Raw genomic sequence first — 26,692 nt, forward strand, 5'->3', positions numbered from 1 at the left:
TTAGAAAAAATAAACTACTAAAGGAGATAAACAAATGTCAGATTATTTATTGAAAAGTATTTGTTATGATGGACAAGTACGCGTGTATACAATTGATGCAACCAAAACAGTGAGAGAAGCGCAACAGAGACATGATACTTGGAGCTCTTCCTCAGCAGCTTTAGGTCGTACAATGGTTGGGGCATTATTGCTAGGAGCAACTTTAAAAGGTGAAGAAAAAATTACCGTTAAAGTTGAAGGAAATGGTCCGGTTGGACATATTGTTGTAGACAGTAATGGAAAAGGTGAAGTGAAAGGTTACATTGCCAATCCGAAAGTAAGCCTACCGCCGAATGAGTCCGGTAAAATAGATGTTCGCGGAGCAGTTGGGACACAAGGAAGTTTGACGGTCACAAAAGATCTTGGAATGAAAGCCGCTTTTTCAGGTCAGGTTCCTTTAGTCAGTGGAGAATTAGGGGAAGACTTCACTTATTACATGGCAAATTCCGAGCAAACCCCTGCAGCATTTGGGCTAAGCGTTTTAATAGATACAGATGATTCTGTCAAAATAGCTGGTGGATTTATGATCCAAGTCATGCCGGATGCAACAGATGAAACAATCACTAAATTAGAACAAAGCATTGCATCTATCCCGATGGTTTCTCATTTAATGGAAAACGGAGAAACACCTGAAGAAATACTTGAACGTTTAGTAGGTGTAGGAAATGCTAAGATTTTAGAAAAAATGCCTATAGCATTTAAATGTGATTGTTCTAAAGATCGTTTTTCTAGAGCCATCATTGCATTAGGTTCGAAAGAGATCGATGACATGATCACTGAAGATCAAGGTGCAGAGGCTACTTGTCATTTTTGCGGCAATCATTACCACTACAATGTTGAAGAATTAGAAGCTTTAAAAGAAAGTTCAACTAATTAATAAAGAGAGCTTTAGGCAGTCGGCGAAAAGTCAGCTGTTTAAAGCTTTTTTAATTGTCTAGCTTTACTGAGGTCAATAAATAATAGCCAAGTTATCAAGAGTCAATAATGGTTTTAAAACGTTGTACTTGATATTGTAAGCGATAAACTTTAGACTTAAGGGATAAAGCATTTAATTTTAGGAGGTAACTTAATATGGTGAAAGTAGTTCATTCGGTAACAGATCTAATTGGAGAAACACCGATTATTCGTTTAACAAAGGTTGTTCCTGCAGATGCAGCTGAGGTTTATGTAAAGTTAGAATCATTTAATGTAGGTGGAAGTACAAAAGATCGTGTAGCTTTAAATATGATCGAAGTAGCAGAACAAGAAGGTAAATTAAAACCAGGTGATACGATCATCGAACCAACAAGTGGAAATACTGGTGTTGGTTTAGCGATGATTGCGGCTGCAAAAGGTTACAAAGCAATTTTTGTTATGCCTGATACGATGAGTGTAGAGCGTAGAAAATTATTGAAGGCTTATGGCGCGGAACTTGTTTTAACACCAGGAACAGGTGGAATATCAGCTTCAATTCAAAAAGCAACAGAACTTGCAGAAACCAAAGGCTATTTCATGCCGATGCAATTTGAAAATATTGCTAATCCGGCAGTACACGCTGCTACAACCGGTCCAGAAATTTTAGAAGCTTTTGGGAATGTTGTCCCTGATGCATTTATTTCTGCAATAGGTACGGGTGGAACAATAACAGGAGTTGGGCAAGTATTAAAAAAAGCCGATCCTTCTATTAAAATATATGCCTTAGAACCGACTGAATCGCCTGTTTTAAGTGGAGGGGTTAAAGGACCACATAAAATTCAAGGCATCGGTACAGGATTTGTGCCTAAAGTGTTAGATACGATCATCTATGATGAAGTCATACAAGTTTCTAGTGAGGAAGCCTTTGAGATGACTCGTCGTCTGGCTGCAGAAGAAGGCTTGTTGGTTGGTATTTCTTCAGGTGCTGCGATCAAAGGAGCCATTGAAGTAGCTAAAAAGTTAGGACAAGGAAAAAAAGTTATTACTATAGCACCTGACAATGGGGAACGCTATCTATCGACGAATGTATTTCCATATGTAGATTAATAAAAATAAGTTAAAGGGTCGAGACGACAAGTTCCACCCTTTTTGCCATTCCTTTTTAACTAGTTTTTGAGATATATTGATAGATACACTTCAAAACGCTAGCATAAAAGCTAAGTAAGAAGAGTTGGACAATAGCGAACTTAAAAAATTGCTGATGGACTAGACTCTTTTATTGAAGATATGGAAGAATATAAACTGAAAAACCGATCGAGTTAGTCGTTAAATAAGAAAGTAAAATAAAAAAGTTGGGAAATGTATGAGAACATTTGTAATTTCCTTGCTTTTTTTTCGTTATGTTGGCATTATTAAGGGTGATGATTTGAGTACGAAGAAATTTATAAATGGAATGGAGCGGAAATAATGAGCCATGAGGAATTAAACCATGAAGAATTAAATGATCAATTGATTGTCCGCCGTGAAAAGTTAGATGCTTTGCGTGAGCGTAATGTTGATCCGTTTGGTGGACGTTTTGAAAGAACGCATTTATCAAATGAACTACATGAAAAATATGATGAATTTACTAAAGAAGAAATAGCAGAAAAAGAGGAAACAGCAACTGTTGCAGGTCGTATTATGACTAAACGCGGTAAAGGAAAAGTTGGGTTTGCTCACTTGCAAGACCGTAAAGGGCAAATTCAGATCTACGTACGTAAAGATGCAGTTGGTGAAGAAGACTATGCTACTTTCAAGAATGCTGATTTAGGAGACTTTATTGGTGTTACTGGCACAATCATGAAAACTGATACGGGTGAAGTGACTATCAAACCAACTTCAGTTACTCAATTATCAAAAGCGTTACGCCCGTTACCAGATAAATACCATGGATTGACAAATGTTGAACAACGGTACCGTCAGCGTTACTTGGATTTGATTAGTAACCGTGAAAGCTTCGACCGTTTTACAAAACGCAGCCAAATTATCCGTGAAGTTCGTAATTATCTAAATGAACAAGATTACCTAGAAGTAGAGACACCAACGCTACACAACTTAGCCGGTGGTGCTGCTGCACGTCCCTTTATTACCCACCACAATACTTTAGATATGGAACTGTATTTACGTATAGCTCTTGAATTGCATTTGAAACGCTTGATTGTTGGCGGCATGGAAAAAGTTTACGAAATTGGGCGAGTTTTCCGTAATGAAGGAGTAGATACAACTCATAATCCAGAATTTACGATGTTAGAAGCTTATACAGCGTATACTGATTTTGAAGATGTGATGGATCTAGTTGAAGGATTGATCCGCACCGTAGCACAACGTGTCTTAGGTACAGGGAAAATCACTTATAACGAACAGAATATAGATTTAGAATCTCCTTGGAAACGACAACATATGGTTGATGCCATAAAAGAACACTCTGGTGTAGACTTTTGGAAACAAATGACGAATGAAGAGGCACGTGCATTGGCTAAAGAACATGATGTACCTGTAACGGAACATAGTCAATTTGGTCATGTAGTGAATGAATTCTTTGAAAAATTTGTGGAAGATAAACTGATTCAACCGACATTCATTTATGGACATCCTTTAGAAATTTCACCATTAGCTAAGAAAAATGTAGAGGATCCGCGCTTTACGGATCGTTTTGAAGCATTTATCGTAGGTAATGAATACGGAAATGCTTTTAGTGAATTAAATGATCCGATTGACCAGAGGGATCGTTTTGAAGCACAAATGAAAGAACGTGCTTTAGGAAATGAGGAAGCCCATATGATCGATGAAGATTTTATTGAATCTTTAGAGTATGGTATGCCTCCAACTGGTGGTTTAGGAATCGGAATTGACCGATTAGTTATGTTACTAACGGATGCACAATCTATTCGAGATGTGTTATTATTCCCAACTATGCGCAATCAATAAATAAAAATAAAAAAGGTTCTACATCAAATGGTGTGGATGCTTCAAAAAAATTTCTTCTGGAATGGACGGGTTTGCTTGTGGAGAGCCAAGGGAACGCCTGAAGCCTAAAAGAAAGTTGTCATGGTTGTTGCTGCTTTAGCAGCTTACAAACATGATACACTTGGGCGTTATTTGCCCACAGTGCTTCATTTTAGGCTACAAGCAACCCTATTCCTCCAGAAATTTGGGTAAGTAATGCCATTAGATTAAGTTTATCAACACTAAAAAATTATAGATCCATAAAAAATCAATCTCTTAAGAGGGGTTGATTTTTTTTACTTTAGATATGAAGTGGTTTAAAATGAAGTGATAAAGAGAATTTTTTACATAAAAAAGGTTAAAGTAACTTAAAATTAGGAGGTATCTGATGAAAGAGAAAACAAAATTTATCGATTATTTAGGTGGTAATACTATTCTTTTCACCTTGCTTATTCTTATAATGTTAGGGATACTAATTTATATTTATAATGCGATCGCTTTTATTTTTGAACCGGTAAAAGTTATTTTTTCAACTTTAATTGCCCCGATGGTTTTAGCCTTTATTTTTTATTACCTCTTAAATCCCGCTGTGGATTGGATGGAACGTCATAAAGTAAAACGAATTTGGGGAGTAACTATTTTATTTATTGCTATTATTGGTATCCTGGTAGGTTTAGTAGCTTTAGCGTTCCCACCAATCCAAGATCAAGTGACAAGCTTGGTTGATAATTTTCCATCTTATGTTGATTCGATTGGAACAGCTGTCTTAGGCTGGGTAGAGGGTACACCGCTTGAAAATTTAGCAGGCAATCTTGTGGAATGGCTAAATGGCTGGGTGAGCAATCTGCCAAGTCTTGCTGTCGACTATTTTGACACAGCCGTAAACGGGCTGACAAACATCTTTTCTACGGTTTCGAATGTTGTAGTGGTGATTGTCACATTTCCGATCATTGCTTTCTTCTTATTAAAAGATGATGAAAAATTTTTCAGGTACACGATTAAAATCATTCCGCCGAAATTCAGAAAAGATGTAAAGAATATCTTTGCAACAATCAATGAACAAGTAGGTTCTTATATCAAGGGACAATTAATGATTTCCCTTTCCTTAGGTGTCATGATGTTTATAGGTTTCTCTATAATTGGTTTAGATTATTCAGGTATATTAGCTATAGTAGTATTATTTACAAGTATTATCCCGTACGTAGGGGCAGCTCTTGCGATGATACCGGCGATCATAGTAGCTTTAATTACTTCGTGGTTTATGGTCCTTAAATTACTGATCGTATGGGCAATCATACAGTTTGTTGATGGAAATGTCGTTGAACCCAATATCATGGGAAAAAATTTAAATGTTCATCCTCTAACAATCGTTATTGTTTTACTTGTGTTAGGAGACCTGCTTGGTTTTATCGGTTTGGTGTTAGGCATACCGATTTATGCTATTTCAAGAGTAATAGCAACATTCGTATTTCGAAAATTCAAGCAACGCTATAACAAGTACTATGGTGACGTGGCAGGAGAATATGAGAACGCTGAATTTACGCCAGATAACTATCAAGAACAAAACAAGTCAGAAGATTTAAAATAAACAAGTTGAATCGCAATTTTTAAGCTACAGATAGGAAAGATCAATAAACCGTGATAGGTAACGTAGCGACCATGATAAGTCTAACTTTTTGAGGTCGGTTCATAATCATTGGTTTATCGATCTTTTTTTGTATCAGGTTGTTTATCTATTCTTTTTAATACACTATTTAAAAAAGGTACTGCCGAATTTAGAAAAGCAAAAAGGATAAATATGTAAAAAAATGAAAATCTATTCATGTTGAACGTTTCTGGTAAACACAGCAAATTCATTCGCTATTTAATAAAGAATGACCTTTTTGATGAAACAGAAAAAATAAAAGTTCGGATATTAAAATTCTTTTTTATTTTTAGTCAAAAGTTATTGACGATACATTTAATCCCTGTTATATTAATACATGTCGCTGAGACAGGTTGAAACAAACCGACAAAGCGAGAAATAAAAATTAAAAAAATGTTGACAGACAGTTTGAGACATGATATTATAAGTAAGTTGTCACAAACAAACAACACGCTTTAGACCTTTGAAAACTAAACAAAGTAAGATGAAATAAATGTGAGGGTGACTTAGCAGTGCTAAGTCAACAGTAACAAAATTAGTGAATAATTATTCGCTAGCAATTCAATAATGAGCTTCAAGCATCATTTTATATGAGAGTTTGATCCTGGCTCAGGACGAACGCTGGCGGCATGCCTAATACATGCAAGTCGAACGCTTTGACTTCACCGGGTGCTTGCACCCACCGAAGTCAAGGAGTGGCGGACGGGTGAGTAACACGTGGGTAACCTGCCCATAAGAGGGGGATAACATTCGGAAACGGATGCTAATACCGCATATTTCTAAACGTCACATGACGAATAGAAGAAAGGTGGCTTCGGCTACCGCTTATGGATGGACCCGCGGCGTATTAGCTAGTTGGTGAGGTAGTGGCTCACCAAGGCGATGATACGTAGCCGACCTGAGAGGGTGATCGGCCACACTGGGACTGAGACACGGCCCAGACTCCTACGGGAGGCAGCAGTAGGGAATCTTCCGCAATGGACGAAAGTCTGACGGAGCAATGCCGCGTGAGTGAAGAAGGTTTTCGGATCGTAAAACTCTGTTGTTAGAGAAGAACAAGGATGAGAGTAACTGCTCATCCCCTGACGGTATCTAACCAGAAAGCCACGGCTAACTACGTGCCAGCAGCCGCGGTAATACGTAGGTGGCAAGCGTTGTCCGGATTTATTGGGCGTAAAGCGAGTGCAGGCGGTTCTTTAAGTCTGATGTGAAAGCCCCCGGCTCAACCGGGGAAGGTCATTGGAAACTGGGGAACTTGAGTGCAGAAGAGGAGAGTGGAATTCCACGTGTAGCGGTGAAATGCGTAGATATGTGGAGGAACACCAGTGGCGAAGGCGACTCTCTGGTCTGTAACTGACGCTGAGGCTCGAAAGCGTGGGGAGCAAACAGGATTAGATACCCTGGTAGTCCACGCCGTAAACGATGAGTGCTAAGTGTTGGAGGGTTTCCGCCCTTCAGTGCTGCAGCTAACGCATTAAGCACTCCGCCTGGGGAGTACGACCGCAAGGTTGAAACTCAAAGGAATTGACGGGGACCCGCACAAGCGGTGGAGCATGTGGTTTAATTCGAAGCAACGCGAAGAACCTTACCAGGTCTTGACATCCTTTGACAACCCTAGAGATAGGGCTTTCCCTTCGGGGACAAAGTGACAGGTGGTGCATGGTTGTCGTCAGCTCGTGTCGTGAGATGTTGGGTTAAGTCCCGCAACGAGCGCAACCCCTATTATTAGTTGCCAGCATTCAGTTGGGCACTCTAGTGAGACTGCCGGTGATAAACCGGAGGAAGGTGGGGATGACGTCAAATCATCATGCCCCTTATGACCTGGGCTACACACGTGCTACAATGGATGGTACAACGAGTCGCAAAGTCGCGAGGCTAAGCTAATCTCTTAAAGCCATTCTCAGTTCGGATTGTAGGCTGCAACTCGCCTGCATGAAGCCGGAATCGCTAGTAATCGCGGATCAGCACGCCGCGGTGAATACGTTCCCGGGTCTTGTACACACCGCCCGTCACACCACGAGAGTTTGTAACACCCGAAGTCGGTGAGGTAACCCTTTTGGGAGCCAGCCGCCTAAGGTGGGACAGATAATTGGGGTGAAGTCGTAACAAGGTAGCCGTATCGGAAGGTGCGGCTGGATCACCTCCTTTCTAAGGAATATAACGGAAACCCACACATTCATCTTATCTTTGTTTAGTTTTGAGAGGTCTAATCTTCTCAATCTTTTTAATCGAAACACCTTGTTCTTTGAAAACTGGATAAAGTTAAAAATCGTAATTTAAGTAAGAAACCAGAAACACACCGAAATTTTTAAATAATAAGTTTTTTAAGGTTCTCATCGAAAGATGAGTATTAAACATTAACGATTAACCATAGGTTAAGTTAATAAGGGCGCACGGTGAATGCCTTGGCACTAGGAGCCGATGAAGGACGGGACTAACGCCGATATGCTTTGGGGAGCTGTAAGTGAGCTTTGATCCAAAGATTTCCGAATGGGGGAACCCAGCATCTTTGATAGGATGTTACTGCTGACTGAATACATAGGTCAGTAGAGGTAGACGCAGAGAACTGAAACATCTAAGTACCTGCAGGAAGAGAAAGAAAAATCGATTCCCTGAGTAGCGGCGAGCGAAACGGGAATAGCCCAAACCAGAAAGCTTGCTTTCTGGGGTTGTAGGACTGAACATATAGAGTCATAAATGAAGTTGGTAGGAGAAGCGATCTGGAAAGGTCTGCCGAAGAAGGTAAAAGCCCTGTAACCGAAACCAATTTCACTCTGATCAGTATCCTGAGTACGGCGGAACACGAGAAATTCCGTCGGAATCCGGGAGGACCATCTCCCAAGGCTAAATACTCCCTAGTGACCGATAGTGAACCAGTACCGTGAGGGAAAGGTGAAAAGAACCTCGGAAGAGGAGTGAAATAGCCCCTGAAACCGTGTGCCTACAAATAGTTAAAGCCCGTTAATGGGTGATAGCGTGCCTTTTGTAGAATGAACCGGCGAGTTACGATCACATGCGAGGTTAAGTTGATGAGACGGAGCCGTAGCGAAAGCGAGTCTGAATAGGGCGAATGAGTATGTGGTCGTAGACCCGAAACCAAGTGATCTACCCATGTCCAGGTTGAAGGTGCGGTAATACGCACTGGAGGACCGAACCCACGTATGTTGAAAAATGCGGGGATGAGGTGTGGGTAGCGGAGAAATTCCAATCGAACTTGGAGATAGCTGGTTCTCTCCGAAATAGCTTTAGGGCTAGCCTCGGAATTAGAATCATGGAGGTAGAGCAACTGTTTGGACTAGGGGCCCTTCTAGGGTTACCGAATTCAGATAAACTCCGAATGCCATTGATTTATATCCGGGAGTCAGACTGCGAGTGATAAGATCCGTAGTCGAAAGGGAAACAGCCCAGACCACCAGCTAAGGTCCCAAAGTTTATGTTAAGTGGAAAAGGATGTGGAGTTGCTTAGACAACTAGGATGTTGGCTCAGAAGCAGCCATCATTTAAAGAGTGCGTAATAGCTCACTAGTCGAGTGACCCTGCGCCGAAAATTTACCGGGGCTAAACATAACACCGAAGCTGTGGATAGAACCATTGGTTCTATGGTAGGAGAGCGTTCTAAGGGCGTTGAAGCTAGATCGTGAGGACTAGTGGAGCGCTTAGAAGTGAGAATGCCGGTATGAGTAGCGAAAGACGGGTGAGAATCCCGTCCACCGAATGACTAAGGTTTCCTGGGGAAGGCTCGTCCTCCCAGGGTTAGTCGGGACCTAAGTCGAGGCCGAATGGCGTAGACGATGGACAACAGGTTGAGATTCCTGTACCAGTTTGTTTTGTTTGAACAATGGAGGGACACAGTAGGCTAAGGAATACGTGCTGTTGGATATGCACGTCCAAGCAACAAGTTTTGAAGTGAGTCAAATGCTTGCTTCTTTAAGAACAAGTTGTGATGGGGAGGGAAATTAAGTACCGAAGTTCCCGATGTCACACTGTCAAGAAAAGCTTCTAGTTAGAAACAAACTGCCCGTACCGCAAACCGACACAGGTAGTCGAGGAGAGAATCCTAAGGTGTGCGAGAGAACTCTCGTTAAGGAACTCGGCAAAATGACCCCGTAACTTCGGGAGAAGGGGTGCTGACCAATTGGTCAGCCGCAGTGAATAGGCCCAGGCGACTGTTTATCAAAAACACAGGTCTCTGCAAAATCGTAAGATGACGTATAGGGGCTGACGCCTGCCCGGTGCTGGAAGGTTAAGAGGATGGGTTAGCTTTAGGGCGAAGCTCAGAATTGAAGCCCCAGTAAACGGCGGCCGTAACTATAACGGTCCTAAGGTAGCGAAATTCCTTGTCGGGTAAGTTCCGACCCGCACGAAAGGCGTAACGATCTGGGCACTGTCTCAACGAGAGACTCGGTGAAATTATAGTACCTGTGAAGATGCAGGTTACCCGCGACAGGACGGAAAGACCCCATGGAGCTTTACTGCAGTTTGATATTGAGTGTTTGTACAGCTTGTACAGGATAGGTAGGAGCCAATGAAGCCAGGACGCCAGTCTTGGTGGAGGCGTTGGTGGGATACTACCCTTGCTGTATGACCACTCTAACCCACAGCCCTTATCGGGCTGGGAGACAGTGTCTGACGGGCAGTTTGACTGGGGCGGTCGCCTCCTAAAGTGTAACGGAGGCGCCCAAAGGTTCCCTCAGAATGGTTGGAAATCATTCGCAGAGTGTAAAGGCATAAGGGAGCTTGACTGCGAGACCTACAAGTCGAGCAGGGACGAAAGTCGGGCTTAGTGATCCGGTGGTTCCGTATGGAAGGGCCATCGCTCAACGGATAAAAGCTACCCTGGGGATAACAGGCTTATCTCCCCCAAGAGTCCACATCGACGGGGAGGTTTGGCACCTCGATGTCGGCTCATCGCATCCTGGGGCTGTAGTCGGTCCCAAGGGTTGGGCTGTTCGCCCATTAAAGCGGTACGCGAGCTGGGTTCAGAACGTCGTGAGACAGTTCGGTCCCTATCCGTCGCGGGCGTAGGAAATTTGAGAGGAGCTGTCCTTAGTACGAGAGGACCGGGATGGACACACCTCTGGTGTACCAGTTGTTCTGCCAAGGGCATTGCTGGGTAGCTATGTGTGGACGGGATAAACGCTGAAAGCATCTAAGCGTGAAGCCCCCCTCAAGATGAGATTTCCCATCACGTAAGTGAGTAAGACCCCTGAGAGATGATCAGGTTGATAGGTTGGAAGTGGAAGTATAGCGATATATGGAGCGGACCAATACTAATCGGTCGAGGACTTAACCAAAGATTTAAACGGTGATAGACGGTCAATGAACGGAAACGATTTTTAACTTATCCAGTTTTGAGAGAATAATGTTCTCTTGATTGAAATTGTGTGGTGATGATGGCAAGAAGGTCACACCTGTTCCCATGCCGAACACAGAAGTTAAGCTTCTTAGCGCCGATGGTAGTGAAGGGTTTCCCTTTGTGAGAGTAGGACGTTGCCACGCAACCAAAAAGACATCATCTTCGGATGGTGTCTTTTTTTTTGGTGGTTTTTTTAAGGGAATTAGTTTAATAAGGTAAAAAGATAGATACTCTTATTGATAAAACGGTTCTACGTCAAATGGTGTGGATAATTCAAAATGAAAATTTCCTTTGGAATGGACGGATCTGCTTGCGTAGCCTTGGTACCTCCTGAAGCCTAAAAAAAGTTGTCATGGTTGTTGCTGCTTTAGCAGCTTACAAACATGATACACTTGGGCGTTATTTGCCCACAATACTTCATTTTAGGCTACAAGCAACCTTAGTTATCCATAAATTTTGGGTAAGTAGTTGGAATAAATCTAGCAACACTAAAAATTATAGAATTGATAAAACGCTTGCATTTTAAATCTTAGCATGCTATATTATTTTCAACGAAGGATTGTTACTGTTTCGGCAGGCAAAACCTAAATTGATTCGAAATAGTTCTATTCCATTAGTGGTAGAGCATTTGGAATGAGTTTAGGTTTTTTATTTTCTATAAGCGAAAGTTGGTGAATAAAGCGATAAAATGAGAATAGAAAAAGTATTGAATAATAATGTTGTAATTACTTTGACTGATACTAAGGAAGAAATGGTCGTAATGGGGAGAGGAATTGCTTTTCAACGTAAAGTTGGCGATATGATTGTAATCGACAAAATAGAAAAAACTTTTGTGCCAGAAGGAAATGAGGCTATCGAAAATTATTCTACTTTATTTAGAGAAATCAAACCTGAAATTATAGAAATAGCATCAGATGCAATCAACCATGCCCAAACTATTTTAAAAACTAAACTAAGCGATAATATTTATTTAACCTTAACCGACCATTTGAATTATGCAATCAAACGAACAAGCGAAGGAATCGAAATAAAAAACCCTTTAACTTGGGAAATAAAAAAATTTTATAAAATCGAATACGATATAGGATTAAAAACAATAGAAAGTATTAAAACTAAACTCGGTGTGCTAATGAGTGAAGATGAAGCAGCGTCTGTGGCTTTACATATTGTGAATGCTAAACAAGATGGGCAAGAAATAGGGATCACAGTTAAAATGACGGAAGTGGTACAAGATATTTTAACAATTGTGAGATTGCAATTTGGTATTGTTTTTAACGAAGAATCCTTTAACTACTCTCGTTTTGTAACTCATCTACAATATTTTGCGCGTAGAATGCTCGAACATGGTGATAAGAGTTCGAATGATGACTTTTTATTCGAGCAGGTAAAAATAAAATACCCAAAGGCTTTTGAATGTAGCAACAAAATCAATAACTATCTTGAAAATAAACATCATACGTTATTATCGAAAGATGAACAAGTTTACTTAGCGATCCATATCCAACGAGTAACGAGTGAAAAAATTAAATAACAACGCATCAATAATGGATTGTTACTGTGTAAACGGGCAAAACCTAGATTGATAGCTAGTATGTATCTAATAATGATGCATCATGCTATCGATTTAGGTTTTTCTTTTTAAAAAAATAAAAGAGAGAAGGACTTATCATGAAGTATGAAGCACTAGCTAAATCAATTATAGAAAATGTTGGCGGTACTGAAAATATTAACAATTTAACGCATTGTGTTACTCGTTTACGTTTCAAGTTAAAAGATGAAAGTAAAGCAAATACAGATGTGTTGAAGAAAATGGATGGAATTGTAACCGTGATCAAAAGTGGAGGGCAGTATCAAGTTGTTATTGGAAACCACGTTCCAGACGTTTATCAAGAAGTAATGGCAGTAGGGAATTTAAATACTTTAGATGAGTCTGATTCACAAAATTCAGAAAAAACAAGTATTTTCAATAGATTTATTGATTTGATTTCTGGAATTTTTGCACCAACTTTGGGAACTTTAGCAGCTACCGGGATGATCAAAGGATTCAATGCTTTATTTGTAGCTTTTGGATGGTTAACAGTTGAATCGGGTACTTACCAAATATTAAATGCCGTCGGGGATTCATTATTTTATTTCTTCCCCATTTTCTTAGCCCTTACAGCCAGTAAAAAATTGAATGTGAATCAATTTACGGCAATGGCGATTGGGGCATCATTGGTTTATCCAACCTTAACTGGTATAACAGCAGGCGAACCGTTATACACATTATTTGCTGGAACACTGATTGAGTCACAAGTTTTTATTGAATTTTTAGGAATACCAGTTATTTTGATGACGTATTCTTCTTCAGTTATTCCAATTATTCTATCTATCATATTAGCTTCAAAAGTAGAAAAAGGTTTGAAAAAAATCATTCCAGATGTTGTTAAAACATTTTTAGTTCCCTTCTTTACACTCTTAGTAGTTGTCCCACTAACTTTTATCATTATTGGCCCTATTGCAACCTGGGCAGGTAGTTTGGTTGGAGCAGGAACGTTAGCTGTTTATAACTTAAGTCCAGTTGTTGCTGGCTTAATTATCGGCGGATTTTGGCAAATCTTCGTTATGTTTGGTTTACACTGGGGTCTAATTCCAGTAGCACTTAATAATTTAGCTGTTTATGGAAGTGATCCTGTTGTAGCTATGTCTTTTGCAGCTTCATTTGCACAAACAGGTGCGATTATCGCCGTTATGATGAAAACAAAAGAGAAAAAAGTTAAATCATTGAGTATTCCTTCTATTATTTCCGGTATATTTGGAGTAACCGAGCCGGCTATCTACGGAATTAGTTTACCACTTAAAAAACCATTCATCATGAGTTGTATTGCTGGAGCGATTGGTGGGGCAGCTATTGGGTTGATTGATGCTAAAATATATATGGTAGGTGGATTAGGCGTTTTTGGAATCACGAACTTTTTAAATCCGGCTGGTGGAAACAATGGTACAGTATTAGGAGTGATCGCCATTATTATCGCTTCAACTATTCTTAGTTTTGTATTAACGTATCTTGCAGGTTTTGGCAAGTTATATGAAGATGATGCAATTGTAGCCGAAACGACTGCTGATGGCGTAATCGAATCAGGTAATGAAGTTTATATTGGAAAAGATGTTATCGAAAGTCCTTTAAAAGGATCAATTTTACCACTTTTTGATGTGCGAGATGAAGCTTTTTCTTCTGGAGCAATGGGCAAAGGGCTTGCTATTGAACCGACTGATGGGAAACTAGTTTCACCGGTCAATGGAGTCATCACAATGTTATTCCCTACTTCGCATGCAATTGGGATAACTTCGGATGAGGGTACCGAAATTTTGATCCATATCGGTATGGATACTGTTCAGTTGGATGGAGAAGGTTTTGTTCCACATGTTAAACAAGGAGATCAAGTAGCAAAAGGTCAACTGCTGATCGAATTTGATATTGAAAAAATTAGAGACTCAGGTTACAGCGTCATTACACCAATTGTTATTACAAATTCACAAAATTATCTAGATGTCATTACAACAGAAAAAACATCAATTGCTTCAAAAGAACAATTAATGACTATAGTGATATAAAAATTAGAAAATGAGGTAATGAGATGAAAAAAATTGAAGGTTTTCCAAAAGGATTTTTATGGGGCGGTGCTACTGCAGTTAACCAATTTGAAGGAGCATATAACGAGGGAGGAAAAGGTCTTTCAACTGCGGACATGGTCAAATTCATTCCTAAAGAAGAACGGACAGGAGGATTTTCATTAGATGTTTCGCGCAAAGAAATCGAAGCAATTTTAGCAGGAAATGTGGATGCTGTTTTCCCAAAACGTTTTGGGGTTGATTTCTATCATCATTATAAAGAAGATATAGCTTTACTAGCTGAAATGGGATTTAAAGTGTTTAGACTATCTCTTAATTGGGCACGTATTTTCCCTAACGGAGATGATGCTGCACCGAATGAAGCAGGATTAGCTTTTTATGATGATGTATTTGATGAATGTTTGAAATACGGCATAGAGCCGTTAGTAACATTATCTCATTATGAAACACCACTGAATTTGACCTTAAAGTATAATGGATGGGCTGATCGTCAAGTCATTGACTTCTTTGTTCAGTACGCTGAAACGGTCTTCACTCGTTATCAAAATAAAGTGAAATACTGGCTTACATTTAACGAAATCAACATTATCACACTCAGTCCTTATACAGGAGGCGGAGTACTAGTAGAAGAAGCAGAAAATCCATTGGAGTTGTCTTATCAAGCAGGACATCATCAATTTGTAGCTAGCGCATTGGTTACAAAAATTGGACATGAAATTAATCCGGAGTTTAAAATAGGGTGTATGTTAGCACGTATGACAACTTATCCTGAAACCAACAATCCGAAAGATGTCTTAAAAGCTCAAGAGGAAAACCAATTGAATTTGTTCTTCACAGACGTTCAAGCCCGTGGTGAGTATCCTGCTTATATGGGTCGTTACTTCCATGAAAAGAACATTAATATTTATAAAGAACGCGGAGATGATGAGATTTTGAAAGCTTACCCCGTTGATTTTATTTCTTTCAGTTATTACATGTCTAGTACAACTAGCTCAAAACCGTTAGAAAATCAGGTTAGCGGCAACTTTATGGGAGGAATAAAGAATACTTATTTAGAAACCTCTGATTGGGGATGGCAAATTGATCCCATCGGATTAAGATGGACATTGAATGATTTTTACGATCGTTACCAACTGCCATTGTTCATTGTTGAAAATGGGTTAGGAGCATATGATAAAGTAGAAGAAGATGGAAGTATTCATGATGATTATCGAATCGATTATCTGCAGAAGCACATTGAACAAATGAGAGAAGCAGTAAAAGATGGAGTGGATCTAATAGGTTACACAAGCTGGGGAGCGATTGATTTAGTTAGTGCATCTACTTCAGAAATGTCTAAACGCTATGGATATGTCTACGTTGATCAAGATGATGAAGGAAACGGAACTCTAAAACGTTCAAAAAAAGATTCCTTTTATTGGTACAAAAAAGTTATCAACACTAATGGGACTGATTTAAGTAAATAAAGCAATTAGCCGAACTGGGAATTTTCAACTATGGCCATTCTATATAGGATATCTTCTGTTATCCAATGGCCTATAGTATACTTTTAGTAACGGGAAATGAGCAATGTGCAAAAAATAATTGATCGATAAAAAAGGAGAAGATAATTTTGGTAGTAGAACAATTTCCGAAAGACTTTTTGTGGGGTGGAGCAGTAGCTGCTAACCAATTAGAAGGCGCTTATAACGAGGATGGAAAAGGATTAACTGTACAAGATGTAACACCACATGGCGGATTTGGTCCAATAACTGAAGGACCTACAGAAGATAATATGAAACTTGTAGGAATTGATTTTTACCATCGCTACAAAGAGGATATCAAATTATTTGCAGAAATGGGATTTAAAACCTTCCGCACATCGATCGCTTGGTCGCGCATCTTTCCTAATGGAGATGAGACCGAACCAAATGAAGCTGGATTAAAATTTTATGATGATTTATTTGATGAACTACTTAAATATAATATCGAACCATTAGTAACGCTATCCCACTATGAAACACCGTTACACTTAGCAAAAGAGTATGATGGCTGGGTCAATCGTAAGATGATTGGTTTTTATGAAAATTATGTACGCACTGTCTTTACACGTTACAAAGGGAAGGTGAAATACTGGTTGACCTTTAATGAAATCAATTCAATCCTACATGCACCGTTTATGAGCGGTGGGATTGCTACTGCACCAGAAAAACTGACACAAAAAGATTTGTATCAAGCTGTTCATCACGAGTTAGTGGCAAGTGCGTTGGCTACAAAAATTGGACATGAATTAATGCCTGAAGCACAAATCGGATGTATGGTTTTAGCTATGCCGACATACCCATTAACTCCAAATCCAGATGATGTTATTGCTGCTATGGAAGCAGAACGTAAAAACTATTTCTTCTCTGATGTACACGTTCGAGGAGTTTACCCAGGATATATGAAACGATTCTTCCGCGAAAATGCTATTGAATTAGATTTTGGTCCAGAAGATGAAGAACTATTGAAAAATACGGTTGATTTTATCTCGTTCAGTTATTACATGAGTTCTACTGAAACAGCGGATGAAAGTAAACGAGTAGCAGGTGAAGGCAATATTTTAGGTGGGATACCTAATCCATACTTAGAAGCATCTGAGTGGGGATGGCAAATTGACCCTAAAGGGTTGCGAATTGTATTGAATGATTTCTGGGATCGTTACCAAAAACCTTTGTTTATTGTTGAAAATGGATTGGGAGCTAACGATGAACTGATTACAGATGAGAATGGAAATAAAACAGTTTATGATGATTATCGCATTGATTACTTAAATGATCATTTGGTACAAGTTGGAGAAGCACTTAAAGATGGTGTCGAAGTTATGGGTTACACAACGTGGGGATGTATCGATTTGGTCAGTGCTTCAACAGCTGAGTTAAAGAAACGTTATGGATTCATTTATGTTGATCGTCATGATGATGGTTCAGGAACATTAAAACGTTACAAAAAGAAAAGTTTCACATGGTATAAAAAAATCATTGAAACGAATGGAGTAAGTCTAATCGAAAAATGATGAGATCCCTACAAGATGTTTGATCTTGTAGGGATTTTTATTTTATAGATGGATATCTCATAATTAAATTTTTTATGTATATAATATAAAGTAAAAGTATAAATATGTAAAAAAGCATAAAATAATATTTTCTTTATAATCAGCAAAAAAAAGATGTTAATATTCGCTTTTTTCAGCAATTTCAAAGCGAATAGAATCTGATTTAATATTGAATGTTCTGGTTTAAAAAACTTTTCGAATTTATTCTAAAAAAACATTGACGAATGTTGGTTTCACTGGTATATTTGTAAATGTCGTTGAGGCAGGTTGAAACAAACCGGCACATAGCGCAAAGTAAAATTTTGAAAAGTTGTTGACAGACAGTTTATGACATGATATTATATATAAGTTGTCACAAACAAACAACACACTTTAGACCTTTGAAAACTAAACAAAGTAAGATGAAATAAATGTGAGGGTGACTTAGCAGTTCTAAGTCAACAGTAACAAAATTAGTGAATAATTATTCGCTAGCAATTCAATAATGAGCTTCAAGCATCATTTTATATGAGAGTTTGATCCTGGCTCAGGACGAACGCTGGCGGCATGCCTAATACATGCAAGTCGAACGCTTTGATTTCACCGGGTGCTTGCACCCACCGAAGTCAAGGAGTGGCGGACGGGTGAGTAACACGTGGGTAACCTGCCCATAAGAGGGGGATAACATTCGGAAACGGATGCTAATACCGCATATTTCTAAACGTCACATGACGAATAGAAGAAAGGTGGCTTCGGCTACCGCTTATGGATGGACCCGCGGCGTATTAGCTAGTTGGTGAGGTAATGGCTCACCAAGGCGATGATACGTAGCCGACCTGAGAGGGTGATCGGCCACACTGGGACTGAGACACGGCCCAGACTCCTACGGGAGGCAGCAGTAGGGAATCTTCCGCAATGGACGAAAGTCTGACGGAGCAATGCCGCGTGAGTGAAGAAGGTTTTCGGATCGTAAAACTCTGTTGTTAGAGAAGAACAAGGATGAGAGTAACTGCTCATCCCCTGACGGTATCTAACCAGAAAGCCACGGCTAACTACGTGCCAGCAGCCGCGGTAATACGTAGGTGGCAAGCGTTGTCCGGATTTATTGGGCGTAAAGCGAGCGCAGGCGGTTCTTTAAGTCTGATGTGAAAGCCCCCGGCTCAACCGGGGAAGGTCATTGGAAACTGGGGAACTTGAGTGCAGAAGAGGAGAGTGGAATTCCACGTGTAGCGGTGAAATGCGTAGATATGTGGAGGAACACCAGTGGCGAAGGCGACTCTCTGGTCTGTAACTGACGCTGAGGCTCGAAAGCGTGGGGAGCAAACAGGATTAGATACCCTGGTAGTCCACGCCGTAAACGATGAGTGCTAAGTGTTGGAGGGTTTCCGCCCTTCAGTGCTGCAGCTAACGCATTAAGCACTCCGCCTGGGGAGTACGACCGCAAGGTTGAAACTCAAAGGAATTGACGGGGACCCGCACAAGCGGTGGAGCATGTGGTTTAATTCGAAGCAACGCGAAGAACCTTACCAGGTCTTGACATCCTTTGACAACCCTAGAGATAGGGCTTTCCCTTCGGGGACAAAGTGACAGGTGGTGCATGGTTGTCGTCAGCTCGTGTCGTGAGATGTTGGGTTAAGTCCCGCAACGAGCGCAACCCCTATTATTAGTTGCCAGCATTCAGTTGGGCACTCTAGTGAGACTGCCGGTGATAAACCGGAGGAAGGTGGGGATGACGTCAAATCATCATGCCCCTTATGACCTGGGCTACACACGTGCTACAATGGATGGTACAACGAGTCGCAAAGTCGCGAGGCTAAGCTAATCTCTTAAAGCCATTCTCAGTTCGGATTGTAGGCTGCAACTCGCCTGCATGAAGCCGGAATCGCTAGTAATCGCGGATCAGCACGCCGCGGTGAATACGTTCCCGGGTCTTGTACACACCGCCCGTCACACCACGAGAGTTTGTAACACCCGAAGTCGGTGAGGTAACCCTTTTGGGAGCCAGCCGCCTAAGGTGGGACAGATAATTGGGGTGAAGTCGTAACAAGGTAGCCGTATCGGAAGGTGCGGCTGGATCACCTCCTTTCTAAGGAATATAACGGAAACCCACACATTCATCTTATCTTTGTTTAGTTTTGAGAGGTCTAATCTTCTCAATAAATAGTATCTTACTGAAGTGCCTAATATGTTGGGCCTATAGCTCAGCTGGTTAGAGCGCACGCCTGATAAGCGTGAGGTCGATGGTTCGAGTCCATTTAGGCCCACTTTTCTTTTGCACAAATAGTATAAGATATTAGCTCTTGGGGCCTTAGCTCAGCTGGGAGAGCGCCTGCCTTGCACGCAGGAGGTCAGCGGTTCGATCCCGCTAGGCTCCATTGCAACTTTAGTTGCGAAAAAAATTGTTCTTTGAAAACTGGATAAAGTTAAAAATCGTAATTTAAGTAAGAAACCAGAAACACACCGAAATTTTTAAATAATAAGTTTTTTAAGGTTCTCATCGAAAGATGAGTATTAAACATTAACGATTAACCATAGGTTAAGTTAATAAGGGCGCACGGTGAATGCCTTGGCACTAGGAGCCGATGAAGGACGGGACTAACGCCGATATGCTTTGGGGAGCTGTAAGTGAGCTTTGATCCAAAGATTTCCGAATGGGGGAACCCAGCATCTTTGATAGGATGTTACTGCTGACTGAATACATAGGTCAGTAGAGGTAGACGCAGAGAACTGAAACATCTAAGTACCTGCAGGAAGAGAAAGAAAAATCGATTCCCTGAGTAGCGGCGAGCGAAACGGGAATAGCCCAAACCAGAAAGCTTGCTTTCTGGGGTTGTAGGACTGAACATATAGAGTCATAAATGAAGTTGGTAGGAGAAGCGACCTGGAAAGGTCTGCCGAAGAAGGTAAAAGCCCTGTAACCGAAACCAATTTCACTCTGATCAGTATCCTGAGTACGGCGGAACACGAGAAATTCCGTCGGAATCCGGGAGGACCATCTCCCAAGGCTAAATACTCCCTAGTGACCGATAGTGAACCAGTACCGTGAGGGAAAGGTGAAAAGAACCTCGGAAGAGGAGTGAAATAGCCCCTGAAACCGTGTGCCTACAAATAGTTAAAGCCCGTTAATGGGTGATAGCGTGCCTTTTGTAGAATGAACCGGCGAGTTACGATCACATGCGAGGTTAAGTTGATGAGACGGAGCCGTAGCGAAAGCGAGTCTGAATAGGGCGAATGAGTATGTGGTCGTAGACCCGAAACCAAGTGATCTACCCATGTCCAGGTTGAAGGTGCGGTAATACGCACTGGAGGACCGAACCCACGTATGTTGAAAAATGCGGGGATGAGGTGTGGGTAGCGGAGAAATTCCAATCGAACTTGGAGATAGCTGGTTCTCTCCGAAATAGCTTTAGGGCTAGCCTCGGAATTAGAATCATGGAGGTAGAGCAACTGTTTGGACTAGGGGCCCTTCTAGGGTTACCGAATTCAGATAAACTCCGAATGCCATTGATTTATATCCGGGAGTCAGACTGCGAGTGATAAGATCCGTAGTCGAAAGGGAAACAGCCCAGACCACCAGCTAAGGTCCCAAAGTTTATGTTAAGTGGAAAAGGATGTGGAGTTGCTTAGACAACTAGGATGTTGGCTCAGAAGCAGCCATCATTTAAAGAGTGCGTAATAGCTCACTAGTCGAGTGACCCTGCGCCGAAAATTTACCGGGGCTAAACATAACACCGAAGCTGTGGATAGAACCATTGGTTCTATGGTAGGAGAGCGTTCTAAGGGCGTTGAAGCTAGATCGTGAGGACTAGTGGAGCGCTTAGAAGTGAGAATGCCGGTATGAGTAGCGAAAGACGGGTGAGAATCCCGTCCACCGAATGACTAAGGTTTCCTGGGGAAGGCTCGTCCTCCCAGGGTTAGTCGGGACCTAAGTCGAGGCCGAATGGCGTAGACGATGGACAACAGGTTGAGATTCCTGTACCAGTTTGTTTTGTTTGAACAATGGAGGGACACAGTAGGCTAAGGAATACGTGCTGTTGGATATGCACGTCCAAGCAACAAGTTTTGAAGTGAGTCAAATGCTTGCTTCTTTAAGAACAAGTTGTGATGGGGAGGGAAATTAAGTACCGAAGTTCCCGATGTCACACTGTCAAGAAAAGCTTCTAGTTAGAAACAAACTGCCCGTACCGCAAACCGACACAGGTAGTCGAGGAGAGAATCCTAAGGTGTGCGAGAGAACTCTCGTTAAGGAACTCGGCAAAATGACCCCGTAACTTCGGGAGAAGGGGTGCTGACCAATTGGTCAGCCGCAGTGAATAGGCCCAGGCGACTGTTTATCAAAAACACAGGTCTCTGCAAAATCGTAAGATGACGTATAGGGGCTGACGCCTGCCCGGTGCTGGAAGGTTAAGAGGATGGGTTAGCTTTAGGGCGAAGCTCAGAATTGAAGCCCCAGTAAACGGCGGCCGTAACTATAACGGTCCTAAGGTAGCGAAATTCCTTGTCGGGTAAGTTCCGACCCGCACGAAAGGCGTAACGATCTGGGCACTGTCTCAACGAGAGACTCGGTGAAATTATAGTACCTGTGAAGATGCAGGTTACCCGCGACAGGACGGAAAGACCCCATGGAGCTTTACTGCAGTTTGATATTGAGTGTTTGTACAGCTTGTACAGGATAGGTAGGAGCCAATGAAGCCAGGACGCCAGTCTTGGTGGAGGCGTTGGTGGGATACTACCCTTGCTGTATGACCACTCTAACCCACAGCCCTTATCGGGCTGGGAGACAGTGTCTGACGGGCAGTTTGACTGGGGCGGTCGCCTCCTAAAGTGTAACGGAGGCGCCCAAAGGTTCCCTCAGAATGGTTGGAAATCATTCGCAGAGTGTAAAGGCATAAGGGAGCTTGACTGCGAGACCTACAAGTCGAGCAGGGACGAAAGTCGGGCTTAGTGATCCGGTGGTTCCGTATGGAAGGGCCATCGCTCAACGGATAAAAGCTACCCTGGGGATAACAGGCTTATCTCCCCCAAGAGTCCACATCGACGGGGAGGTTTGGCACCTCGATGTCGGCTCATCGCATCCTGGGGCTGTAGTCGGTCCCAAGGGTTGGGCTGTTCGCCCATTAAAGCGGTACGCGAGCTGGGTTCAGAACGTCGTGAGACAGTTCGGTCCCTATCCGTCGCGGGCGTAGGAAATTTGAGAGGAGCTGTCCTTAGTACGAGAGGACCGGGATGGACACACCTCTGGTGTACCAGTTGTTCTGCCAAGGGCATTGCTGGGTAGCTATGTGTGGACGGGATAAACGCTGAAAGCATCTAAGCGTGAAGCCCCCCTCAAGATGAGATTTCCCATCACGTAAGTGAGTAAGACCCCTGAGAGATGATCAGGTTGATAGGTTGGAAGTGGAAGTATAGCGATATATGGAGCGGACCAATACTAATCGGTCGAGGACTTAACCAAAGATTTAAACGGTGATAGACGGTCAATGAACGGAAACGATTTTTAACTTATCCAGTTTTGAGAGAATAATGTTCTCTTGATTGAAATTGTGTGGTGATGATGGCAAGAAGGTCACACCTGTTCCCATGCCGAACACAGAAGTTAAGCTTCTTAGCGCCGATGGTAGTGAAGGGTTTCCCTTTGTGAGAGTAGGACGTTGCCACGCAAATTCAATTGTTTTTTTTTATGGAGGTTTAGCTCAGCTGGGAGAGCATCTGCCTTACAAGCAGAGGGTCGGCGGTTCGATCCCGTCAACCTCCACCATGAGTCATTAGCTCAGTTGGTAGAGCATCTGACTTTTAATCAGAGGGTCGCAGGTTCGAATCCTGCATGACTCATAGCTAATCATGCAAATATGTTTAGTTATGCCATATTTTTGCGGGTGTGGCGGAATTGGCAGACGCACTAGATTTAGGATCTAGCGTCGTAAGACGTGGGGGTTCAAGTCCCTTCACCCGCACTTTTTTTATTGAATGACTGAAGTATCACTTTAGCCGGCTTAGCTCAGTTGGTAGAGCATCTGATTTGTAATCAGAGGGTCGAGGGTTCAACTCCTTTAGCCGGCATTCTTTTGCGAAAGTAGTTCAGTGGTAGAACATCACCTTGCCAAGGTGGGGGTCGCGGGTTCGAATCCCGTCTTTCGCTTACTAGGTTGACTAGTAAGCTCATTCGTAAAAAGAATAAGCTGTTCTAATGCCGGGGTGGCGGAACAGGTAGACGCACAGGACTTAAAATCCTGCGGTGAGTGATCACCGTGCCGGTTCGATTCCGGCCCTCGGCACCATACGCACCCATAGCTCAATTGGATAGAGTACTTGACTACGAATCAAGGGGTTAGAGGTTCAAGTCCTCTTGGGTGCATTTCATTTAAAAAAGAATGAGGAATCATGAACGGGAAGTAGCTCAGCTTGGTAGAGCACTTGGTTTGGGACCAAGGGGTCGCAGGTTCGAATCCTGTCTTCCCGATAAATAATTATAAAAAGGTGGTTTCTCTTAATTGAATTACTACCTTTAAACTAGACACTTAAAAAAACGATATTATGCAGTCCATAGAAGATGATCCCGATAAGCAACGGGGGTCATCTTCTTTAATTTTTTTTGATAACGACTATGATTGTAAAACGAAATATATTCTTCTACAGAATTCCACAAACCCTGAAGGTTTTCATGTCTTTCTGAGAGGACTACGTCCTTCATATGACCAAAAAAGGACTCCATTGGGGCATTATCCCAGCAGTTACCTCTTCTAGACATGGATTGTATAAATCCCATTTTTTCAACATTACTTTGATATGTAGGATTAGTGTAGTGGAAGCCTTGATCAGAATGCAAGTATCTTTCTGTATCAGGCATATCACTTGTGATACATTCTAATTTTTCTAAAGTTTGATAAACCAAATTCATCTTTAAAGAAGTAGCGAAGTGGTGGGCAACGATCTCTCCTGTTGCACCATCCTTAACGGCAGAGAGGTAGGCCATTTGGCTATTACCGTAAGGTAAATATGTAATATCAGTAAGCAATACTTTATAAGGCGTTCCTCTATCAAAATCACGATTAACAAGATTCTTCTTGGTTTTGTGTTCTTGTGTTGCCTTCATCATTTTCTTGTAAGGTTTAGCTTTTCTAATGGGCGACATGATACCGTAGATTCGAAGGATTCTTCGAATTTTTTTATGGTTCATTACGATATCATATTCAGCTTCTAATGCCATCTTTATTTCTTCTACACCACATTTGTTTTTCTCAATGTATACTTGATAAAGCAATTCGAAATCATTGCTGTCCTGTTCGTACCTCTTATAACGTGTGGCCTCATTGTTCTTCCAATAATAATAACCACTACGACTAACTTCGGCAATTTCACACAAAGACTTAACCATGCCTTTAAGACTATATTCTCTTATGATTGAATTGATTAATTCATACCGCTCACGGGTTTTCAGAACGTTTCCTTTTTCGTTTTTCACGCTCCTTCCTTGAAATTCTAATTTTTTTACTAACTCCAAATTGCCTTCCAGATAAGCTATACGTGCTTTTGCTTCTTCCAACTGCTCCTCGATAGATCCCATTTTTTCGCCTTCTGATCGTGTACCTTTCCCGCGAGTCTCAGTATGGAAACCTTCTTGTCCTCTTATTGCCATACTATTTTTCCAACGACCCACACATTTATGAGCTTTTCCTTTGCCTAGAAGATTTTCAGGCAGACCAGCGTTTTCAAATATGACCGTTGAGGTCATTCCGCTCTTACTTTCCTTTACTGCTTTAATTTTAAAAACAGGTGAGTAGGTAATGCTTTTTGAAGATGCTGATTTTACATTAGGATTCTTTTGCAATATCTCTATTTCATATTCTGTATATAATTTTTTGCTCATCAAAGAAACCTCCACTTAGAAACAATTCTATTAAAGTATAACGAAAATAAAATAAAAAAATAACCCAAAAACTAAAAACACTCTTTTTTTTGAGTGTCTAGTTTTCGGGTAGGGTATCAAATTTAGAGAAATCACCTTTTTTTGTTCGTTTTATACTATCAAGTAATATCGGCTGTATAATTTTTAGTGTTGATAAATTAATCATCCCAAATTTCTAGAGGAATAAGGTCGCTTGTATCAATGTAAAGGATGCTCTGGCAGAATACATGAAGACAGTCTAAGAGGTACTACAAAATGGTGTCGACACATCTATATGCTAAAATATACGATTACTATTTACCTTTTTAAATTAGCATACAAAGCAATTTTAAATTGAGAAACAATTTTTTTAAGTCAGTTAATGATTTGAAAATACGGTTTCTTTTTTTATGAAAATATTTTTTTGAAGTATTTATCCTTTGTTTATTGAGGAATAGAGCCAATTTAGGAGTTGTTTAAATGTAAATGAGTAGAGTTACTTTTCAAATCCTCTTATTTCTCGTATAATGAAAGTCAGGATTAGTCAAGAATACTTTCTGGTTCTCGCTAGAAGTATCCTCCGCTATTGATTTAGTTTATGTTATTGATAAACTAAATGATTAAGTCTAGTGTTGGGACGATAAGAAAAGGAGTGTTACTAAAAAAACACCGTTGCAATGTAGTAAAGATAAAGCTATTATCTTTACTATACACTGAAATGTTTTAGTAACAGATAACTCATGCACAATCAAAACATGTCAGATATCATTGAAGCTTATTTAAAGAAAGTGTTAGGTCAAGATGAACGAGTCGAAATTAGGCGTAGTGAAATGGCAAATCGATTTAATTGTGTTCCTTCCCAAATAAATTATGTTATAAACACCCGTTTTACTGTGCAACAAGGTTATTTAGTTGAAAGTAAACGTGGTGGTGGCGGGTATATACGTATTATCAAAGTGAAATTGATAGATGAAGCTGAGATGTTGGATATGATGATCGATATTGTTGGAAATAAAATTACCCAAAAAAATGCTTGTTCTATCATAGAAAGATTATTCGAAACTGAAATGTTGACTAAGCGAGAAGCTAACATCATGTTATCTGTGATGGAAAAATCACTCTTGAATGCTGATGGAATAATTGAAAATGAATTAAGAGCTAGATTATTAGTGGCTTTTTTAAATAATTTAAAATATGAGTAAAGAATAAAACCGGAGGCGAAAT

Annotated in this window: 10 protein-coding genes, 10 tRNA genes and 6 rRNA genes; 25 read left to right on the forward strand and 1 reads right to left on the reverse strand. The window is 40.9% G+C overall.

The window, feature by feature from the left end; all coding sequences use genetic code 11:
* The first annotated feature begins 34 nt into the window (after window positions 1-34).
* From hslO to BR50_RS06460, 24 genes are all read left to right on the forward strand, one after another.
* Window positions 35-916 carry an Hsp33 family molecular chaperone HslO gene (hslO, locus tag BR50_RS06345; protein ID WP_034547242.1) on the forward strand — a complete coding sequence of 294 codons (882 nt, stop codon included), beginning with the start codon at window positions 35-37 and terminating at the stop codon, window positions 914-916.
* A 194-nt stretch (window positions 917-1,110) separates the two neighbouring features.
* Window positions 1,111-2,040 carry a cysteine synthase A gene (cysK, locus tag BR50_RS06350; protein WP_034547244.1) on the forward strand — a complete coding sequence of 310 codons (930 nt, stop codon included), beginning with the start codon at window positions 1,111-1,113 and terminating at the stop codon, window positions 2,038-2,040.
* 360 nt (window positions 2,041-2,400) lie between these two features.
* On the forward strand, window positions 2,401-3,900 hold the full coding sequence (gene lysS / locus BR50_RS06355) for a lysine--tRNA ligase (protein WP_034547246.1): 1,500 nt from the start codon (window positions 2,401-2,403) through the stop codon (window positions 3,898-3,900).
* Between the two features lie 406 nt (window positions 3,901-4,306).
* Window positions 4,307-5,506, forward strand: coding sequence for an AI-2E family transporter (locus BR50_RS06360; protein ID WP_034547248.1), 1,200 nt, complete (start codon window positions 4,307-4,309; stop codon window positions 5,504-5,506).
* A gap of 643 nt (window positions 5,507-6,149) precedes the next feature.
* Window positions 6,150-7,711, forward strand: a 16S ribosomal RNA gene (locus tag BR50_RS06365).
* A gap of 225 nt (window positions 7,712-7,936) precedes the next feature.
* Window positions 7,937-10,857, forward strand: a 23S ribosomal RNA gene (locus BR50_RS06370).
* Window positions 10,858-10,946: 89 nt separating this feature from the next.
* Window positions 10,947-11,062, forward strand: a 5S ribosomal RNA gene (gene rrf / locus BR50_RS06375).
* Together the 16S, 23S and 5S rRNA genes form the textbook arrangement of a ribosomal RNA operon.
* A 545-nt stretch (window positions 11,063-11,607) precedes the next feature.
* Entirely contained in the window at window positions 11,608-12,450 is an 843-nt protein-coding gene (gene licT / locus BR50_RS06380) for a BglG family transcription antiterminator LicT (RefSeq protein ID WP_034547250.1), read from the forward strand.
* Window positions 12,451-12,587: 137 nt separating this feature from the next.
* Window positions 12,588-14,513: a beta-glucoside-specific PTS transporter subunit IIABC gene (locus BR50_RS06385; RefSeq protein WP_034547252.1), complete on the forward strand. Its 1,926-nt coding sequence runs from the start codon at window positions 12,588-12,590 to the stop codon at window positions 14,511-14,513.
* Between the two features lie 23 nt (window positions 14,514-14,536).
* A complete protein-coding gene (gene ascB, locus BR50_RS06390) occupies window positions 14,537-15,997 on the forward strand; it encodes a 6-phospho-beta-glucosidase (protein ID WP_034547253.1) in 1,461 nt (486 codons plus the stop codon).
* A gap of 140 nt (window positions 15,998-16,137) precedes the next feature.
* A complete protein-coding gene (locus BR50_RS06395) occupies window positions 16,138-17,565 on the forward strand; it encodes a glycoside hydrolase family 1 protein (RefSeq protein WP_034547254.1) in 1,428 nt (475 codons plus the stop codon).
* Between the two features lie 542 nt (window positions 17,566-18,107).
* A 16S ribosomal RNA gene (locus BR50_RS06400) occupies window positions 18,108-19,669 on the forward strand.
* A 104-nt stretch (window positions 19,670-19,773) separates the two neighbouring features.
* Window positions 19,774-19,847, forward strand: a tRNA-Ile gene (locus BR50_RS06405).
* A gap of 38 nt (window positions 19,848-19,885) precedes the next feature.
* Window positions 19,886-19,958, forward strand: a tRNA-Ala gene (locus BR50_RS06410).
* 159 nt (window positions 19,959-20,117) lie between these two features.
* A 23S ribosomal RNA gene (locus tag BR50_RS06415) occupies window positions 20,118-23,038 on the forward strand.
* 89 nt (window positions 23,039-23,127) lie between these two features.
* Window positions 23,128-23,243 (forward strand): 5S ribosomal RNA (rrf, locus tag BR50_RS06420).
* 22 nt (window positions 23,244-23,265) lie between these two features.
* Window positions 23,266-23,341, forward strand: a tRNA-Val gene (locus BR50_RS06425).
* A gap of 1 nt (window position 23,342) precedes the next feature.
* A tRNA-Lys gene (locus BR50_RS06430) sits at window positions 23,343-23,415 on the forward strand.
* A 40-nt stretch (window positions 23,416-23,455) separates the two neighbouring features.
* A tRNA-Leu gene (locus BR50_RS06435) sits at window positions 23,456-23,537 on the forward strand.
* Window positions 23,538-23,570: 33 nt separating this feature from the next.
* Window positions 23,571-23,643 (forward strand) — tRNA-Thr (locus BR50_RS06440).
* A gap of 7 nt (window positions 23,644-23,650) precedes the next feature.
* Window positions 23,651-23,722 (forward strand) — tRNA-Gly (locus BR50_RS06445).
* 50 nt (window positions 23,723-23,772) lie between these two features.
* A tRNA-Leu gene (locus tag BR50_RS06450) sits at window positions 23,773-23,861 on the forward strand.
* 3 nt (window positions 23,862-23,864) lie between these two features.
* A tRNA-Arg gene (locus tag BR50_RS06455) sits at window positions 23,865-23,938 on the forward strand.
* 31 nt (window positions 23,939-23,969) lie between these two features.
* Window positions 23,970-24,043 (forward strand) — tRNA-Pro (locus BR50_RS06460).
* Between the two features lie 72 nt (window positions 24,044-24,115).
* Here the strand turns inward: BR50_RS06460 and BR50_RS12580 are convergent.
* The gene (locus BR50_RS12580) at window positions 24,116-25,450 is read right to left on the reverse strand and encodes an IS3 family transposase (protein ID WP_034545794.1); all 1,335 of its coding nucleotides are present in this window, start codon (window positions 25,448-25,450) and stop codon (window positions 24,116-24,118) included.
* 758 nt (window positions 25,451-26,208) lie between these two features.
* Here BR50_RS12580 and BR50_RS06470 point away from each other — a divergent pair.
* Entirely contained in the window at window positions 26,209-26,670 is a 462-nt protein-coding gene (locus BR50_RS06470) for a CtsR family transcriptional regulator (RefSeq protein ID WP_034547255.1), read from the forward strand.
* Window positions 26,671-26,692: the final 22 nt, after the last annotated feature.

The sequence above is a fragment of the Carnobacterium alterfunditum DSM 5972 genome (genome assembly GCF_000744115.1).
Lineage (GTDB): Bacteria > Bacillota > Bacilli > Lactobacillales > Carnobacteriaceae > Carnobacterium_B > Carnobacterium_B alterfunditum.

Excerpts from the sequence above, each read along its gene's own strand:
- hslO (WP_034547242.1), top strand. The coding sequence starts at position 35 with ATGTCAGATTATTTATTGAAAAGTATTTGTTATGATGGACAAGTACGC.
- cysK (WP_034547244.1), top strand. The coding sequence starts at position 1,111 with ATGGTGAAAGTAGTTCATTCGGTAACAGATCTAATTGGAGAAACACCG.
- lysS (WP_034547246.1), top strand. The coding sequence starts at position 2,401 with ATGAGCCATGAGGAATTAAACCATGAAGAATTAAATGATCAATTGATT.
- BR50_RS06360 (WP_034547248.1), top strand. The coding sequence starts at position 4,307 with ATGAAAGAGAAAACAAAATTTATCGATTATTTAGGTGGTAATACTATT.
- licT (WP_034547250.1), top strand. The coding sequence starts at position 11,608 with ATGAGAATAGAAAAAGTATTGAATAATAATGTTGTAATTACTTTGACT.
- BR50_RS06385 (WP_034547252.1), top strand. The coding sequence starts at position 12,588 with ATGAAGTATGAAGCACTAGCTAAATCAATTATAGAAAATGTTGGCGGT.
- ascB (WP_034547253.1), top strand. The coding sequence starts at position 14,537 with ATGAAAAAAATTGAAGGTTTTCCAAAAGGATTTTTATGGGGCGGTGCT.
- BR50_RS12580 (WP_034545794.1), bottom strand. The coding sequence starts at position 25,450 with ATGAGCAAAAAATTATATACAGAATATGAAATAGAGATATTGCAAAAG.
- BR50_RS06470 (WP_034547255.1), top strand. The coding sequence starts at position 26,209 with ATGCACAATCAAAACATGTCAGATATCATTGAAGCTTATTTAAAGAAA.